This is a genomic window from Paenibacillus sp. EB106-04-04-XG159 (assembly GCF_058791835.1).
The window spans coordinates 166488-184143 of the sequence record NZ_JBYTDY010000011.1; the positions used below are offsets into that span (position 1 = coordinate 166488).

At 48.1% G+C, this 17656-nt stretch carries 15 protein-coding genes and 1 riboswitch; of the genes, 3 read left to right on the forward strand and 12 right to left on the reverse strand.

Annotation, left to right across the window (positions count from 1 at the left end; all coding sequences use genetic code 11):
• The 7 genes from AC3WTP_RS15225 to AC3WTP_RS15255 form a co-directional block, all read right to left on the reverse strand.
• On the reverse strand, positions 1 to 2573 hold a 2573-nt coding region (locus AC3WTP_RS15225), incomplete at its 3' end, for a vWA domain-containing protein (RefSeq protein ID WP_492395471.1).
• Between the two features lie 125 nt (positions 2574 to 2698).
• Positions 2699 to 2788, reverse strand: a riboswitch (cyclic di-GMP riboswitch).
• A gap of 393 nt (positions 2789 to 3181) precedes the next feature.
• Positions 3182 to 4276, reverse strand: coding sequence for a Gfo/Idh/MocA family protein (locus AC3WTP_RS15230; RefSeq protein WP_492395472.1), 1095 nt, complete (start codon positions 4274 to 4276; stop codon positions 3182 to 3184).
• Between the two features lie 2 nt (positions 4277 to 4278).
• Entirely contained in the window at positions 4279 to 5130 is an 852-nt protein-coding gene (locus tag AC3WTP_RS15235) for a sugar phosphate isomerase/epimerase family protein (protein ID WP_492395473.1), read from the reverse strand.
• 49 nt (positions 5131 to 5179) lie between these two features.
• The gene (locus AC3WTP_RS15240) at positions 5180 to 5947 is read right to left on the reverse strand and encodes an SDR family oxidoreductase (RefSeq protein WP_492395474.1); all 768 of its coding nucleotides are present in this window, start codon (positions 5945 to 5947) and stop codon (positions 5180 to 5182) included.
• 49 nt (positions 5948 to 5996) lie between these two features.
• Positions 5997 to 7169 (reverse strand): Gfo/Idh/MocA family protein, encoded by a 1173-nt coding sequence (locus AC3WTP_RS15245; protein ID WP_492395475.1) that lies wholly within the window; start codon positions 7167 to 7169, stop codon positions 5997 to 5999.
• Between the two features lie 288 nt (positions 7170 to 7457).
• Positions 7458 to 8303 (reverse strand): helix-turn-helix transcriptional regulator, encoded by an 846-nt coding sequence (locus AC3WTP_RS15250; protein ID WP_492395476.1) that lies wholly within the window; start codon positions 8301 to 8303, stop codon positions 7458 to 7460.
• A 33-nt stretch (positions 8304 to 8336) separates the two neighbouring features.
• The gene (locus AC3WTP_RS15255) at positions 8337 to 9470 is read right to left on the reverse strand and encodes a M20/M25/M40 family metallo-hydrolase (RefSeq protein WP_492395477.1); all 1134 of its coding nucleotides are present in this window, start codon (positions 9468 to 9470) and stop codon (positions 8337 to 8339) included.
• An 80-nt stretch (positions 9471 to 9550) separates the two neighbouring features.
• Here AC3WTP_RS15255 and prli42 point away from each other — a divergent pair, with 80 nt between their 5' ends.
• Positions 9551 to 9655: a stressosome-associated protein Prli42 gene (gene prli42, locus AC3WTP_RS15260; protein WP_492395478.1), complete on the forward strand. Its 105-nt coding sequence runs from the start codon at positions 9551 to 9553 to the stop codon at positions 9653 to 9655.
• A gap of 73 nt (positions 9656 to 9728) precedes the next feature.
• On the opposite strand, the gene lipB is transcribed toward prli42, so the two are convergent.
• From lipB to lpdA, 5 genes are all read right to left on the reverse strand, one after another.
• Complete coding sequence (lipB, locus tag AC3WTP_RS15265; protein ID WP_492395507.1) at positions 9729 to 10433, reverse strand: lipoyl(octanoyl) transferase LipB; 705 nt, start codon at positions 10431 to 10433, stop codon at positions 9729 to 9731.
• 82 nt (positions 10434 to 10515) lie between these two features.
• Entirely contained in the window at positions 10516 to 11904 is a 1389-nt protein-coding gene (locus AC3WTP_RS15270; protein WP_492395479.1) for a dihydrolipoamide acetyltransferase family protein, read from the reverse strand.
• 120 nt (positions 11905 to 12024) lie between these two features.
• Positions 12025 to 13011 (reverse strand): alpha-ketoacid dehydrogenase subunit beta, encoded by a 987-nt coding sequence (locus tag AC3WTP_RS15275; protein ID WP_492395480.1) that lies wholly within the window; start codon positions 13009 to 13011, stop codon positions 12025 to 12027.
• A 3-nt stretch (positions 13012 to 13014) separates the two neighbouring features.
• Positions 13015 to 14034, reverse strand: coding sequence for a thiamine pyrophosphate-dependent dehydrogenase E1 component subunit alpha (locus AC3WTP_RS15280; protein ID WP_492395481.1), 1020 nt, complete (start codon positions 14032 to 14034; stop codon positions 13015 to 13017).
• 155 nt (positions 14035 to 14189) lie between these two features.
• Positions 14190 to 15611 carry a dihydrolipoyl dehydrogenase gene (gene lpdA / locus AC3WTP_RS15285; protein WP_492395482.1) on the reverse strand — a complete coding sequence of 474 codons (1422 nt, stop codon included), beginning with the start codon at positions 15609 to 15611 and terminating at the stop codon, positions 14190 to 14192.
• A gap of 327 nt (positions 15612 to 15938) precedes the next feature.
• Between lpdA and AC3WTP_RS15290 the strand changes: the two genes are divergently transcribed.
• Entirely contained in the window at positions 15939 to 16718 is a 780-nt protein-coding gene (locus AC3WTP_RS15290; RefSeq protein ID WP_492395483.1) for a hypothetical protein, read from the forward strand.
• A gap of 107 nt (positions 16719 to 16825) precedes the next feature.
• A complete protein-coding gene (locus AC3WTP_RS15295; RefSeq protein WP_492395484.1) occupies positions 16826 to 17194 on the forward strand; it encodes a DUF2627 domain-containing protein in 369 nt (122 codons plus the stop codon).
• Positions 17195 to 17656: the final 462 nt, after the last annotated feature.

The window sequence follows — 17656 nt, forward strand, 5'->3', positions numbered from 1 at the left end:
TGGTCAGCTCCTCCTGTGAATGTGTACGTATGTGTCGCATTCACTGGCGTGTAGCCCGCAACCGTTTCAGCAGTCAAGTTCACTGTTCCAGCGGTTACTCCCTCGAACTTAGCTTCATCAGCCAGCACTTTGTTTGTGCCTTCTTCGAGGTATTTCACTGTTACCGTTTGCTTATCTGCTTTGTAAAAGAACGTATACGATTGGCCAGCTCCTGCTTTGAATGTGTACGTATGTGTCGCATTCACTGGCGTGTAGCCCGCAACCGTTTCAGCAGTCAAGTTCACTGTTCCAGCGGTTACTCCCTCGAACTTAGCTTCATCAGCCAGCACTTTGTTTGTGCCTTCTTCGAGGTACTTCACTGTTACCGTTTGCTTATCTGCTTTGTAGAAGAATGTGTATGTTTGATCAGCTTTTTTTGTGAATGTGTACGTATGTGTCGCATTCACTGGCGTGTAGCCGGCAACCGCTGCTGCAGTCAAGTCTACTGTTCCAGCGGTTACTCCTTCGAAGTCCTTCTCAGGAGCCAGCACTTTGTTCGTACCTTCTTCAAGGTACTTCACCGTTACATTCTGTGAATTTGCCGTATAGTAGAATGTAAATTCCTGATCAGGCTTATTCGTAAATGTATACGCATGAGTTGCTTCCACTGCCGTATATCCCGGAATCGTTGAAGCGTTCAAGGTTACTTGTTGGCCAGTCTTACCTGGCACAGTTGTCGGCTGAATCAGCTCAGTAGTGGTACCTTGCAGCATGTGCTTGACCTTAACCGTTTGATCTTTACCGACATAATTGAACGTAATGTGAATGTCATTGCCCGGCATCTTGCCAGTTACCACACCACCATTGATCATCAAAGCGTGGTTTCCAGTAATCACCACTTTTGAGAAGTCATAGCCTTCAAACGTCTCATTACTGTAGTTCAGCTGAACACCTTGCCCCTTCGGCTCAGTCACAGCTGCCTTCAGTACTGTGTCGCCTGCTTTGTGATCGACGGTCACATTGTAGATGCCTTCCGTATAACCGAAATAGACAGTTGGAGAAGGATTATTCATCGTCAGCGTAACACTTGTTGGATTATTTCCAACCAATAGTGAATGACCTGGATGCTGAATAGCAGGTACAGAATAAGTTTGACCAATTTTCAGAGCATCTGTGCCTTCATATACGAATTTATGCTCGTATAATTTTGCAGCTAGATCTGGTCTATCAATTGGCACTGGATTTCCCGCTTCATTGATCGGGACCCCATCTGCGTTGACTTTATATCCCCAGACCTTGATTGAACCTTTACCGTAGCTTACCTCAGGAACAACAAAATCTTTAGAGATAGGTTTATCATTAACATTGTTGTAAGTTAAAGTTGTTGTTTTGTTTGTCGGATAGAGAATATCGGGATCTGGTTTAGGCACATGGTTCTGATCCATGACTACCTTGTAAGTCAATGTCGCTGGGAAATTCTCAGAAATATCCCCGATATCCCAAGATAAAGTTTCAGTAGCAGGATCATAGGTTACAGTACCCTGGCTAGCTGTATAAACCGAGCTGTCGAATGTATTGCCATTCAACTTCAGGTTAAACATCTCACCCATTGGATCACTAACCTTTGCACCAGAGGCAGCATAAGCAATTCTACCTGCAAGCTCCGTGTAAATAGCTTCAAGATCTGAACTATTTCCAGAGTAATAGCCCTTATTCTGACTATTCTTCAGTACATAGACTGCATCAGCGTCATTGCCAACACTAAGACCCACAGAATAAATGCCAATCTTTGAATTTATGATAGCCTTAGCTTCTGAGATCGTACCTATACCGTGATCTTGGATTCGGTAATTTCCAATTTTATAACCTGGATACCAAGTAGGGTTCCACCACGGTCCTTCGGAATAACCAGTATTAATCTTGAAATCTTCGCCATTGCCTAAGCGACTGGTAAAGTCCTTCAATACAAAGTTATAACGATTCTCTGGCCAAGTGTATGCTGTTGCTGTAGTTGCCTGATAGCTATACGTTGGTCTACCGTCACTCAGTAAGACGACAACTTTATTCTTCGCAGAGCTCGAACCTAATAATGAATTTGCTTCTCTTAGCCCTGCCTGAATATTAGTTCCTCCGCTAGCGGAGATCCCGTTAATTGCTTTTTTCAAACTCTTAATATCAGCATTAGAAGTACCTTTAAAGTCAGACTCCACTTCTGATTTAGTACTAAAGCTCACAACTGCAACGCGAGTAAGCGAGCCCTCCTTAAGCAGCTCATCTACGAACTTTATCGCAGCATTTTTAGCACTAGTCATTCGATCAGAGTCATTCATACTGCCCGACTTATCGACGACCAACACTACATCTGAGCTCTGTTGAACATTCTTACCTTCAACCTTAAGTGTTACCTGCCATTCTCCTGGTGCTCCTGTCGGCACAGCAACCTTCGACAGATTGGTGGCTCCAGGATTTGGCCATATAAGCCCGTCACCTTGTGATGCATTCGCAAAAGCATTCGAGCTGGTACCAGGCATGAGTCCTAGAATAATGGACACGATGCTCAGCCAATTAATCGCGATTCTTAGTCGCTTCTTCATTGACTTACCTCCTTCATAAGTTAATTTATGTAAACCTCCAACTAAACCACATCAATCCACAGCTGGTTTAGCTAAGAAAAATAAAATAGTCCGGCTACATAACGCATCATGCTCAGCATAATGCTATATGCAACCGGACTATCATCAGCCTTTTTCTGGCCCTAAGACTCCAAGCTTTGCGACCTAACCTTTCAGTTAGTGTGCCTTATGTAATTGTCAAGGAACATGGTCGCAAAACTACATGTCATATGATTACTCCGTCTTACAAATTAAATCATATTCATAATGATTCGTGTTGTCAATTCATGTTAATCGATAATAAAAATGTAAATTCCGTTCTAAAAATGTCACTTGATAATAGAAATATATGATTTTTGTCGAATAAGCATCTTTTTTCAGTGCAAAAAACCGAGAAGAGTGATAATTTCACTCAACTCGGTCCTTAAATGTTCACAAATAAATTTTATGTAATTTACCGGTAAACGCTTTCCGCTTCCATTCGCGATATCATTCTACATTTTTCTTGTTTATTAATAATTGTTCTGTGAACTACTTTGACAAAACCAAACGTCACACTTAGCACTTATTCGATACTGCACCCAAAATGGTCACTTGGTTCTTAATCTTGATGGTGTCAGATTAATAGCCTGAGCTTGTGCTTCCAAACAAAGCTGAGCAGCCTTAAAAGCATGCGCTTGCGTCATGGCGTGCTCGGTACGATTCAAGCAATCGAGAATGAGCTCCCCGAAGAATGGACATCCAACCTTTCCGGCTACATGCTCATAATGCTCGCCTTCCTTGTTCACCCAATACACGTGATCAGATGTATTCGAACGCCCCACATCAGTGTACTTCCGCAATTCGATATACCCTTCTGTTCCTAGGATTATGGTGCGTCCATCTCCCCAGGTCCCTAAGCCATCAGGCGTGAACCAGTCCACTCGAAAATAATGGCTTGCCCCATTATCCCCAACCAGCGCAGCATCACCGAAATCCTCTAATTCCGGAAACGCTTCGTTATTGTAATTCGCAACCTTGCTGTGCAGTACAGTCGCGTCTTGACAGCCAGCATAGAACAGAAACTGCTCAATCTGATGGCTGCCGATGTCGCATAGAATACCGCCGTATTTCTCACGTTGAAAGAACCATTCCGGTCGACTAGATGCGTTCAAGCGATGCGGTCCTGTTCCCATTACCTGAATGACACGACCGATAGCGCCCTGCTGAATTAATTGCCCAGCATACACTGCGCTCTCTACATGAAGTCGTTCACTATAATAAACCATATATTTTTGCTTGGTCAGCTCAACTTGCTTTCTTGCGGCAGCTAATTGCTCAAGAGAGGTGAAGGGTGTCTTATCCGTAAAATAATCCTTACCATGCGCCATCACTCGAAGCCCTAGCTCACACCGTTCAGATGGTACTGCAGCAGCCGCAACCAAGCGAATGTCCGGATCTTCTAGAATCTCAGCTGCATCACGAGCGACACGAACTTCAGGATATACGTTAACGAAGGCGTCCACCTTTGCCGGATCGGGATCATATACCCATTTTAAAGTAGCTCCAGCTTCGATTAACCCATTGCACATCCCATACACATGCCCATGATCGAGAGCCATCGCTGCAATCTGGAAATCGCCGGGCCTCACTACTTCCTTCGCTTCATGGCGAGGAGCATATCGCATACCGTCAGATCGATTCATGATTATTCCTCCGCTGCTGTTCTTAGATCTGATATCCATTTCACATAAACATTCATCATTTCGCGTGAAGAATACGTACCGCTGAAATCCTCACAACCGCAATAGCCGTCGTATCCGACCGCTATCAAGTCCGACATTACCTGCTGCCAATCCACAAGTCCCCATTGAAGCGGAGACCATGTGAAGGAAGCGTTATCGCGTTTTTCATAAGGGATCACATCCGCATTCTTGACATGAACATGAGACAAATACGGCCCAAGCAATTCTAAGCCCATGCGATAATTCTCATAACCTTCAAACATCATATTTCCAGGATCAAATAGTACACCGAATAGGGACTCTTCAAATGCGGACACGATCCGATGTGCGGCGCTCGCGCTTGCCGCGATCGTTCCATGGTGCGTCTCGATTAAGCCTTTCACTCCGTACTCCTGCAGCATCGGCGCCAGTTGCTCCATATATTGAAGCTGCTCGGTCAATAGCTCAGAATAAGGACGGCTGCGGTCATAACGATGCACAGCGATCCGCATGCTTGGAGCGCCAAGCGCCGCTGCGGCTTCCAATGCAACTCGAGCGGCCTCCAGATTGCCCACTTGAAGGTATGCCATTAAGGCTGCCGACTCAATTCCATTCGCTTTGCATAGAGAGCGTATCTCGGTTAACCGGGCTGCTGACATGCCAGGCTCAATGGTTGCACGGTTATTGCCCCAGAAGGACGGAGGCTGCTGGCGAGCTGATTCTGCCGTAGAGGTGAATCGCCATTCTAAGCCGTTCAACCCTGCTTCTGCCGCTGCTGGAATTAACTCATCAATCGTAAGATCAGGTACAGCAACTGTAAATAAAGACCATTTCACAGTAAATACACCACCTTAATACAGATTAGATTAATTAGCTGTTGCCAGCTCAGATCGTCATGGCACCGAATCCGCCATCCACACGGATTAACGTTCCAGTCACGAAGCTGGATGCCGCTTCAGACGCAAGCCATACCGCCGCACCCTGCAATTCCTTCGGAGAGCCAAATCTTTGCATAGGTGTGTGCCGCATGATAGCTTCAACTCTTTCAGGCGCTAGAATAGCCCGATTCTGCTCCGCTGGGAAAAAGCCAGGGATGATCGCGTTAACCCGCACTCCGCTTGACGCAAACTCTCTAGCAAGATATTGGGTCATATTGTTAATAACTGCTTTGGACGCTGAGTACGTAAATACTTTGGATAATGGCGGATCTGATGATACCGAAGAGATAAAGATGATGGATCCTCCTCGTCCACTTTCTGTCATCGTCTTGCCGAATAACTGCGCTGTACGGAAGGCGCTCTTGGCATTCACATTCATGATGTGATCCCATTCCTCTGACGTGATGTCAAAGAACGGAGTGGCACTATTGACACCAGGTAAATGAAAGAGTACGTCAATATGATCTGCCCACATCATAAGTTCAGCGTGCAAGCGCTGCAGGTCGCCTTCATGGGTCACATCTGCATAGAATGCCGCAGCATCCGCACCCTGTTCGCTCAACTGCCGCACAACCGCAGACGTTTTCTCCTCGATACGGCCAACGATTGCAAGTCTCGCTCCATGAGCAGCGAGTCCTTCGGCAATTGCTTGACCTAACGTGCTTCCTCCGCCTAGCAAAACAGCGTTCTTCCCGCTCAAATCAAATAAATTCATGGTCCGTCCCAGCCTTCTTTCTTCACGGTCGGTATCCCTCAACTAACCCTTACCGACCAAACGTCAATGACATATCGACAGGAGCTGTGTTCTGGACAGCCTGTGTCTTCTGTCGTGATTGTTCGCGCCGAGCTTGCAGTTCGGATAGGAATAGCACTTCATCAAGCGGAAGATCGACCCAGTTATCAGTCCATGTGGACAGATGCATCGCATTGGAAAGAGTCAGTCCGTGTATGCCTTCATTTCCAGGCGCAATAAGCTCCGAACCATGTAATATCGCATCTACGAAATTGTTCATAATGCCGTCATGAGCGGTAGTGACGCCGTGTACCGGAATCTCGCATTTCCAGCACTCTGGTTCACCGAAACCGCCGGTATAAGTACGATTGAATTCCGTTTCCGAGACTCTAAGCCGCCAGAACGTCATCTTGTCATCTTCAATGACGATCTTGCCTCGATCGCCAGTGACCTCGAATCGGTTCGTTCCAGGCGCTTCACCAGTAGTCGTTATAAATACGCCGGTAGCCCCATTTTCATATTCCACATAAGCCGTTACATCATCTTCAACCTCAATATCGCGATAATGCCCGAAACGGCAGAAAGCCCGCACTCTAGTCGGCATCATGCCAATCGTCCACTGCCACAGGTCCAGTTGATGCGGATCTTGGTTCAGCAGTACGCCGCCGCCTTCACCATCCCAGCTAGCCCGCCACGTTCCAGAATCGTAATAGCTCTGAGAGCGATACCAGTTCGTAATGATCCAGTTTGTGCGTCGAATCTCGCCAAGCTCACCGCTTGCGATCATTTCCTTCAGCTTCTTGTAGATCGGATTCGTTCGTTGATTATACATAATTGCGAACACTAAACCGGATTCAGCGGCCGCTTCATTCATCTCGCGCACCTGCTTGGTATACACTCCTGCAGGCTTCTCAACTAATACATGTACGCCTTGCTGGATAGCCTGAATTGCGAGCCCTGGATGATCATAATGCGGAGTCGCAATAATGATCGCATCCACCTGTCCCGAAGCGATTAAAGCGTCTGGATGACGATAGAACGGAATATCAGATCCTAATTTCTCCAGCGCCCATTGTTGCCGATCAGGATTGATATCACAGACCGCTCCCAGCACAGCGCCCTTTATATTACCTTTTACAATGGATAACGCGTGTGAACTTCCCATATTGCCTATGCCAATGATACCAATGCGAACCGAGTTCATTCGATCGCCTCCCCTTGTCATTCATTGAATTAACGATAACATGAGTGAGTCGCATGCGCTTACATTAGAATTGCTTAAACAAGCTTTCATTTAACTCTAATTGGTATGATGAACTGGAAGACAACATGTCAATCCATCACAATTTCCAGCCTCAATCAGCAGATATGGGTACATCCCGCAAGCACTCGCCATATAGATTGCAGGCATGCGAAAGGGACTCCCCACAGACATACTCATAACCTGTGAAAGAGTCCCTTCTATCATTCTTCAGTTGTACATACTGGCTTATTAACGAAACCTCTTGCGATACTCATCAGGCGAGCACCCTACAGTCTGCTTAAATATTCGAGAAAAATGCGGCAAATGCTTATAACCGACCTCAAGCGATACATCCGTGATCGGGAGATGAGGATCTGACACAAATAACACCTTAGCTTGATTAACGCGACGATGGTTCAGATATTGAAATAGGGTAAGGCCAGTAATGTCCTTGAACAGCTTACTGACATAATGCTTATTCAAATGAACCTCACGAGCGATGTCATCCAGCGTTAAATCCTCCGCATAACGTTTCTCGATCACACGGAATATATCTTCGACATGCAGCTCTCGCTCCGCATGGTTCTCGCTCGCGGATAGCGGCTCCGCAAACCAATCGTATATGCAATATAGCAGATCAAGCAGCGCCAGCTTCATACGCTGACGACCTACAAAGTCACCTCGCTGCTCATGTTCATACATTCGCTTGAAGGTGCTGTCCGCTTCCTGCAGACGGACTTGATCCAGACGTACGCGCGCGTACCGCAGCTCGCGAAACGGTCGAAGAAGCTCTGTTCGATGCTCTTCATTTTCAGCAGGATCAATACGGGTAACGTAACGCGAATCGAAGTGCACGATCGACCTGACATAGGGCTTGCTCTTGTCTACAATTGCGCGATGCAGGGTCAGTCCATGCATGATGATCAGGTCTCCTGGCTCTAGAGCGAAGATGCGATCACCAATCAGATAGTTGACCTTGCCCGCATGAAACAGATAGATCTCATAACTAGTATGAGAATGGAATGCCTCTTCCAAGAGCGGGTGGTTTGCTCGGTACTGCAGATCAAGCATGTTAGAGTGATGAACGAATGTCAAACCAGTTCTCCCCCCCCCCTTGAAAGGGCTGGATTAGTTACCTTTAGCCGTCTCGCGAATGATAGCCAAGACAATCTCAGCTGTCTTCACCAGATTGTCAGAGTGAATGCGCTCTTGCGTTGTATGAATGTTCTCGTATCCGACAGCCAGATTGACAGTTGGCACACCCATGCCGTTAAAGATGTTCGCATCACTTCCTCCACCAGAATGGAATGTGCTGGCAGTCAAGCCCATGCTTGAGATGGCACGTGAAGCCAATTGCACGACTTCATCTTCATCCTCGAATTTAAAGGCAGGGTACTTGATAACACTTTCAAACTTAGCAGTAGCTCCGTATTCATGGGCAGCAGATTCTAGCGCTTCCTTCATGGATGCAATCTGACGCTCGACCTTCTCTTGGACAATACTGCGCGCTTCTGCATCAAGCTTCACATAGTCCGTAACGATGTTTGTCGCACCGCCGCCTTCAAAGCGTCCGATATTGGCTGTCGTTTCATGGTCAACACGTCCTAGATTCATTCGAGCAATCGCTTTGCCTGCAACTTGAATTGCGCTGATTCCGTCTTCCGGATTCACGCCAGCATGAGCAGACTTGCCGATAATCTCCATCTTAATCTTGGCTTGCGTCGGTGCGGCTACCGCAATTGAGCCAACATTCCCAGATGAATCAAGTGCATAGCCCATGTCCGCATTCAAAGAAGAGGCATCCATAGCGAGCGCCCCATTTAATCCAGACTCTTCACCAACTGTTATGATGAATTGAATCTGACCGTGCGGCATGTTCGTCTCTTGAATGACGCGAATGGCCTCAAACATAGCTGCCAGTCCAGCCTTATCGTCTGACCCCAGAATCGTAGTGCCGTCACTCGTGATCAATCCGTCCGGATGAAGCTGAGGCTTGACACCCTTGCCGGGTGTAACGGTATCCATATGAGAAGTGAAGAAAATTCTCTTCGTATTCGCCTGATCAGCAGTTGCCGGCCAAGTGATGATCAGGTTGCCTGCGCCATGACCCGTCTTAGCAGTTGTATCGTCTTCAACAACCTCCAGGCCGAGGTCTGTGAATTGCTGCTTCAACACATCGCAGATCTCACGCTCATACTTCGTTTCACTGTCTATTTGTACCAATTCCATAAAATGTTGGACAAGACGTTCCTTCTGTACCATGTCGACTTTCCTCCAAACGTTTTTTTCGTTAAAATAGAACATATCATGCTCGTCTGACTTAGAAAGGAGCCTAGTGTGCAATGAATAATAAGAAATGGTTCAAAATCATTGTCTGGGTGATGCTTCTCTCCATGATCATGTCCACCTTATTTGTTCTCTTACAACCGATATTATTCGGTCTATAATCGCAAGACTGTCTATGTAACCTTGCAGACGCAGAATAACGAATGAAGCCATGCTCACCGCATGGCTTGTTTGCTAATCGAGTTCTTCATCCAACGGCTGAACAGCCACGGCATCGAATCCGAACACCACTGTAAAAAATGGAAGCAGATCTCTGCCTACCTGTTCAACTTCAAACGACTTGCCGGTAGCATCCTCTAAAGAGGTGACTCCATACTGCTGAATGCCGCATGGGATGATTCCAGTAAAGCCTTCGTGCTGAATACCACTCTTAATATTAAATGCGAAGCCATGATTCGTCACAAAGCCGCGGCCTTTCCGTCGTTTGTTGAACTTCACGCCGATAGCTGCAACCTTCAGCTCACCGATCCATACGCCGGTATATTCCGCTTTGCGAGTTCCGATAATGCCGAGTGAGGCCAAATATCGGATTAATACTTCCTCTAAGTTGCGCAAATAACCGTGCAGATCCAATTGCGGGCCGTCCAGCTTCACGATCGGATACCCGACTAGCTGACCTGGACCATGGTACGTAATATCACCACCGCGGTCGATTTCATACACTCGAATACCGCGTTCCTCCAGCTGCTCCGGCGAGAGCAAAAGGTGCTCTGGATGACGCTGCGAACCTATCGTGTAGGTTGGCGGATGCTCCAACAGCAATAAGGTGCTCTGCCGCGTTCCTTCATCAATTGCTCGCACAAACTTCTTCTGAAGCTCCCATGCTTCCTTGTAATCTTGCGAGCCCAACATATGAACGGTCAGCGAATTGCTCGTCACCGCCGTCTCGGTGTTCACTTGCACTTCATTCATCATCACACATTCTTTCTTAGTTGCATCTATTCACTATTCTAGCATGCCACTAATACAGCTTACTTTCAAGATTAAAGCTCTCCAAATTCTCTTTTACGCGTTGCAAAAATCTTCCGCAGATGACACCGTCTAGGATACGGTGATCGAGCGATAGACAAATATTGGCCATCGAACGTACAGCGATCATATCATGAATCACAACCGGCCTCTTCACGATGGATTCGAACGTCATCATGGCTGCCTGCGGATAGTTAATAATCGGGTATGATAGAATTGAACCGAATGAACCCGTGTTGTTTACGGTAAATGTACCGCCTTGCATTTCGTCGATCTTCAGCTTTCGTTCGCGCACTTTGCGTGCGAGATCCTCAATCTCGAAGGCAAGTCCTGCAACGTTTTTCTGATCGGCATTTTTAATGACGGGCGTAAGTACGGAATCCTCCGTGCCCACCGCAAGAGAGATATTAATATCGCGCTTCACGATGATCTTGTCCACAGCCCAAACGGAGTTCATGATCGGATAATCCTTAATCGCGTTAACAACTGCCTTCAGCACGAAGGCAAGGTATGTTAAGTTAACGCCTTCCTTGCGCTTGAACTCGTCCTTGAGTTTGTTGCGCAGCAACACGAGATTCGTCACATCAACTTCGATCATCGTCCAGCCATGCGGAATCTCGGTTACGCTTTGACGCATCTTAGTCGCAATCGTATTGCGAATCGGCGTAACGTCAATAAGGGTTTCACCTCGACCATATGGTCCTTCGCCCTGCACCTCGATCTTCGGTACGCGAGGCGTCTCGCTTAAGTGAAGTCCGGAATTGCGAACCTGAACGTGCTTGGTCTCCTCTTCAGCAAGCGAGATAAATGTACGCGCAGCCTCAGACGGCGGATTATACTGCATGGTTGACGAAGCTGCCGGGCGTTCTGCGACAGATGGAGAAACTTGCTGAGGCGCGGATTGATTTCTGTGTATAAAGTCGCGAACGTCCTTCCGCGTTATACGTCCGCCAAGTCCTGTGCCCGTCACTTCGTTCAAGTTCACTTGATGCTCATGCGCGAGACGTTGTACTGCAGGTGAATAACGATCACGCATCGAATTGTCTTGTAACGTCGCACTGCCACTATGCGTTGGTTGAGCTGCAACTCCTGTTGGAGTTGATGCCGTTGGCGCATCTTTGGACTCAACTTCACTGCCGATTCGACAGATCACTGCGCCTACGGCTACGGTCTCGCCTTCCTTCGCGATCAGCTCCAGCATCACGCCTGATTCTGTCGAAGGAAGCTCAGCTACTACCTTCTCTGTAATGACCTCACAGATCGGTTCATAGGCATCGACGTAGTCGCCCGGCTGCTTTAGCCATTTGCCGATCGTAGCAGTCACGAGAGACTCCGCTAGCTGCGGCATCACCACATCATTAGATCTTGTATTTATTGACATCGATTCATCACTCCTATCGCATACATACGGTACGATAACTTCCGCTACCGCACCGTCATCATACTTAGTTATTCTCTTTGCGTTGCTGCTCGCAACATGATGTAGTCTGTATGCGGTGAGCTAGAATAGAGCAAGCTGACGCATAGCTTCCTTCACTTTATCCTTGTTCAGCATGAACTCTCGTTCCAGCGGCGGACTGATCGGCATAGCCGGTACATCCGGACCGCACAGGCGCATAATCGGCGCATCTAATTCAAATAACAATTCTTCTGCTATGATGGCTGATACCTCAGCACCTATACCGCCTGTTTTGTTGTCTTCGTGGATGATCAGAACTTTGCCTGTCTTGGCTGCCGCTTGCAGAATGCCTTCCCGATCAAGCGGTTGGATCGTGCGCAGATCCAGAATATGCGCGCTGATCCCTTCTTGGGCAAGCTCCTCTGCCGCTTGCAGCGCAAAGTGCAGCGGAAGGCTGTAGCTGATAACCGTGATGTCGTCGCCTTCACGCAGTACGTTGGCCTTACCGATCGGCACGATGTAGTCCGTGTCCGCCGGCACCTCGCCTTGTATCATGCGATAGCATTTCTTATGCTCGAAGAACAGAACCGGGTCTGGGTCACGCACAGCTGCCTTAAGCAGCCCTTTCGCATCCGCAGCCGTAAATGGCGCGACGATCTTCAATCCAGGCGTGCCGAAGAATACAGACTCCGGACACTGTGAATGATAGAGTCCGCCGAAGATGCCGCCGCCGATCGGCGCGCGAATGACGAGCGGGCAGCTCCAGTCGTTATTGGAACGGTAGCGAATCTTAGCGGCTTCGCTCATGATCTGGTTTACCGCCGGCAGCATAAAGTCCGAGTACTGCATCTCAGCGATCGGCTTCATGCCGACGAGCGCCGCTCCGATCGCCACTCCAGCGATAGCGGATTCGGCAAGCGGCGTATCGATCGCGCGCTCTTCGCCGAACTGCTCATACAGTCCTTTCGTCGTTGTGAATACGCCGCCTTTAACGCCAACGTCCTCCCCGAGCACGAATACTTCATCGTCTCGTTCCATTTCTTCTTTCATCGCCAAGCGAATGGCATCTATATATTCCATGACCGCCATAATCTATTGCCCCTCCTCTGCAAATACATGCGTGTAGGTATCTTCCGGCAACGGATAAGGCGCTTCTTCAGCGTACTTGGTCGCTTCATTGATATGCTGCTGAAGTTCCTTATGAAGCGCGGCATCCTGTTCTTCCGACCACAAGCCGCAATCGATAAGATACTGCCGATAGCGAGGAAGTCCGTCCTTCTTGCGGTTCTCCTCGACTTCTTCCTTCGTTCGGTACAGCAAATCGTTATCCGATGTGGAATGAGGCGGAATCCGATACATGAACGCTTCAATCAACGTCGGGCCTTCACCCGCAACGGCACGAGCACGAGCTTCCTTCATCACGCGGTACACTTCCAGCGGGTCTGTGCCATCGACACGAATGCCCGGGAAGCCGTACCCTGCGGCGCGATCGGCGATGCGTCCTGCCGACTGCTTCTCGAACGGCACGGATATCGCGTACTGGTTATTCTCACACATGATAATGACCGGCAGCTTGTGTACGCCTGCAAAGTTGCATCCCTCATGGAAGTCCCCTTGATTGCTGGAGCCTTCGCCGAATGTTACAAAGGATACGATATCCTGCTTGCGCATCTTGGCTGCGAGAGCAATGCCCACTGCATGCGGCACCTGCGTCGTAACCGGACTAGAGCTCGTCACAATCCGGTGACGCTTCGCGCCAAAGTGCGCCGGCATCTGCCGTCCTCCGCTGCTAATATCCTCTGCCTTAGCAAAAGAGGCGAGCAGCAGATCCTTCACGGTCAAGCCAACCGAGAGGACGAAGCCGTAATCACGATAATACGGCAGATAGTAGTCGCGTTCGCGGTCGAGCGCGAATGCAGCGGCTACCTGAGCGGTCTCCTGACCGATCCCCGATATGTGAAATGTAATCTTGCCTGAGCGCTGCAGGACGATTCCTCGTTCATCAAACTTGCGGGCAAGCAGCATCATGCGATACATCTCTACTGCCTGCTCATTGGACAAGCCAAGCTGTTCATGCTTCGTCTTCTGACGGAGCGAGATTTCTGGTGTCATGGAGTGATCCTCCTTTTATCAAAGCCGAATGAAGTTAACTGTGGGCTAGCCTTAATACCTGGTACTAAGACTTGCTCTAACAACTATTATACTCTTAACCCGACAAAAAATAAAACGCTATAAATCATTCCATTTGCTCGCGATATGAAACAAGGCTACATCACTAGTGATTTGCCCTCTACAGCAAGCATTGCTTCGCTCATCGCTTCGGATAATGAAGGGTGCGCATGGACAACATGTCCCAGCTCCCATTGCGATGCTTCCAGCAATTTAGCCAGTGAGGCCTCACCTATTAATTCTGTTGCGTGCGGACCGATAATATGGACGCCGAGCACGTCTGATGTGTCTGCATCCGCAACCACTTTGACGAAGCCGTCTGTATCCCCTTGAACCAGAGCTTTGCCGATCGCCTTGAATGAAATCTTGCCGATCTGAACATTCACCCCCTGTTCACGCGCCTGCTCCTCGGTCAAACCGATAGATGCCGCTTCTGGGCGTGAATAAATCGCTTTCGGTATATGAAGCGGCGATAACGCGATGCCTTGCTCGCCCGTTATATGCTTGACCGCGGCAATCCCTTCTGCTGATGCCGCATGCGCAAGCTGCAGACCGCCGATGCAGTCGCCGATCGCGTAGATATGCGGTTCGTTCGTCTGCATATGCTCGTTGACGACAATTACGCCGTTATTCACGCGCACATTTGTATTATCCAAGCCAATATCTTCAACGTTTGCAATACGACCAACCGATACCAATACCCGGTCTACCGTTAACGTGCTTGGCTCCTGCTTGCCTTTGAGCAATAGCTGCACAGCGTGCTCGTCCTTCTTCACACCGTCCTGCTCCACGACCGTATTCGTATGAATGCGTACCCCTCGCTTCTTCATCACACGCTCCATCTCGCGCGACACGTCCTTGTCTTCCGTCGGAAGCACGCGTGGACCCGCTTCGATCACGTTAACCTCAACGCCGAAGTCAGCAAGCATCGATGCCCATTCCATGCCGATAACGCCGCCGCCGATGATCGCGACACTGCTCGGCAGCGTCTGCCAGGCCAGCGCATGGTCGCTTGTCGCGATGCGATCGCCGTCAGGCTCAAGGCCAGGCAGCACGCGCGGTCTGGAGCCTGTTGCGATGATCAGATGCTTCGGCACAACTGTCATTGCCTCGCCATCCGGCAGCTCAACCGCAACGGAACCGCTTTGCGGCGAGAAGATGGACGGCCCCATCACACGGCCGGTCCCGTTAATGACTTCAATGTTATGCTTCTTCATCAAGAATTGAACTCCGCGATGCAGCTGCTCTACAATGTCCTGCTTTCGCGCTTGAACTCGCTCAAAATCCACATGCACACCTTCAATATGTATACCGAACCGTTCGCTATCCTTCGCCTGCGCGACGATTTCCGCACTGCGCAGCAGCGCTTTGCTAGGAATACAGCCTCGATGCAAGCAGGTTCCGCCCAGCTTGTCCTTTTCAATAATTGCTACTTGTAAGCCAGCTTGCGCAGCAACGATAGCTGCGATATATCCGCCGGTTCCACCGCCTAAGATCGCGACATCCACTTGCTTTGTCATAAAGTACAACACTCCCCCAATTTATATTTCTCTTATTGTACATTCTTTTTATCTGCTTCGCCAAATACATCGCTTGCCATGAACGGGCTTGATGACGCGCTTGCCCAATTGATTTGTACCTTTGCCCATTTTGCACGTGATCAATCATTCCATGGTACGTTTTGTCTAGTATAAATCCGCAGATTTTCAGTCATTTTCCACCTATTTAATTTACATTTAATTCCGATTGTATTAGATTAAGAATGAGCATCGTTAAGGATATTCCATTGATGCCTGCAACTATTGAGTTAACGTCGACTATTTCGATTACTAAAGGAGTGAACAGTCATGAGAAGCCTTGTTGCAGTAGTCTCACTAGCACTTTTACTCGTCGGCTGCAGTCAAGATACGCCCATGCAAACTGAATTCATATCGTATGCAAACCAATCACAATATATGATTAGTGAAAAAGACATCCAGACTCCATTCGATGTTCAGTATAGCTTTCCTGAAGCAAGCTTGCCTTTGAAGCATGAGTGGCATGCTTTAAACATCAAGTCTGACAGGGCTAGTAAGAGGAGCTTTTATTTTGCATATAACAAGGACGACAACAAGCTGGAAGCTATCAAGAAAGAGCATTACAATACGCTGACGCTCGAAGAAATCCAACAGGATCTGTACGAATTATCGTTATATCTAATAGTCGAAGACAATGAGAAGTCTGTAGAGACAGACAAGAGACTGATCGGCTCATTTGAATGGTCGCGCCCCATTCCCGAAAGCTTGCGCCATAGGCCGTATGTATTCGTAGGAGCGGCAGGAGAATTGGCATACGAAATTGATTACGCATCGCTTCATGGTCCTATCAAACCTGTATTTACAACATTGCATCATGGTATGGGGTGGCAAGGAGAGATGGCCGGTGAGGTTCCGCTGTTTGGGACTTTTAGCATGAGAGTACTTGTTGGGAATGTGCCTACCGAGATAAGGAATGTGCAATTCTGCTACTTACTGCCTGTGCACAATGACATCAATTCCTCGTATCAAGCTAGATTCAAGAACGGTGTATTACGAGTACTCCAACGGGGACCGACCCCTCTGCCATATGTAAATGTTGCGATCGACTAATCTAATTTCAGCATACCCTATCAGGTAATATTAGACATGTCATCATTTACAAGTTAATATTAGAGGAAGAATATACCTTATACAGATAAAGGAATGAAGCTGTTACGATGAAGTCAAAATTGGCAAGATTTATTGCAATCCTATTATTAGTTATTCCGGGACTCCTGGCTACATATGGTTTTTTTATTATTAGAGATACTATCTTTCAATACATCGCCGATCACGGGAATGAGAGCATAGCTGATCCATCATTTGGCTGGCTGCCGTTTCTCGGAGGTCTAGTGCTGTTTCTATTCGGGATGATCTTCCTCGGCGGCTGGATCTTCTATCGCGATCGCAAGCGCAATTATGTCGCGACCCGCTTCAGAAAGAAGAAAGGCCCTCGCCCGGCAGGTCTAGGACGGCCTGAAGTCCATAAGCAGCCTGAGCTTCAATCTGTTCAACATGATGCGGAATCCACTCAGGCACCTTCATGATAAGTCCACCACAAAAAGAGCCTTCAGCACCTCTGACTAGGTGATTTGAAGGTTTTTTTGTGCTGATACGTAATCGCAGTTGGCATGATGCCTCCCTACGATATGAACAACTCCCGTTGAAACACACATGTGGACACAGAAGCCGTTATTTTCGAAAAGAGAGTGCATTTTAGAAGTTTGGCGGACTCAGGAGCCGCTATTTCGTTTAAAACTAGCGTTTTTCTGCTGTTTTCGCCCAAATAGCGGAACCACGGTCCGCGAGAATCGCAAAATTGCGCTGTTGGACCAAAATAACGGATCGTATGTCCGCATCTGTGCTCACAAGTCGCCTCAACTTCGCATGATGCCTCCCTTTAATAGGAACAACCCCCGTTGAAACACACATACGGACACAGAAGCCTTTATTTTCGAAAAATGAGTGCATTTTGGAAGTTTCGCGGTCTCAGGAGCCGCTATTTCGGT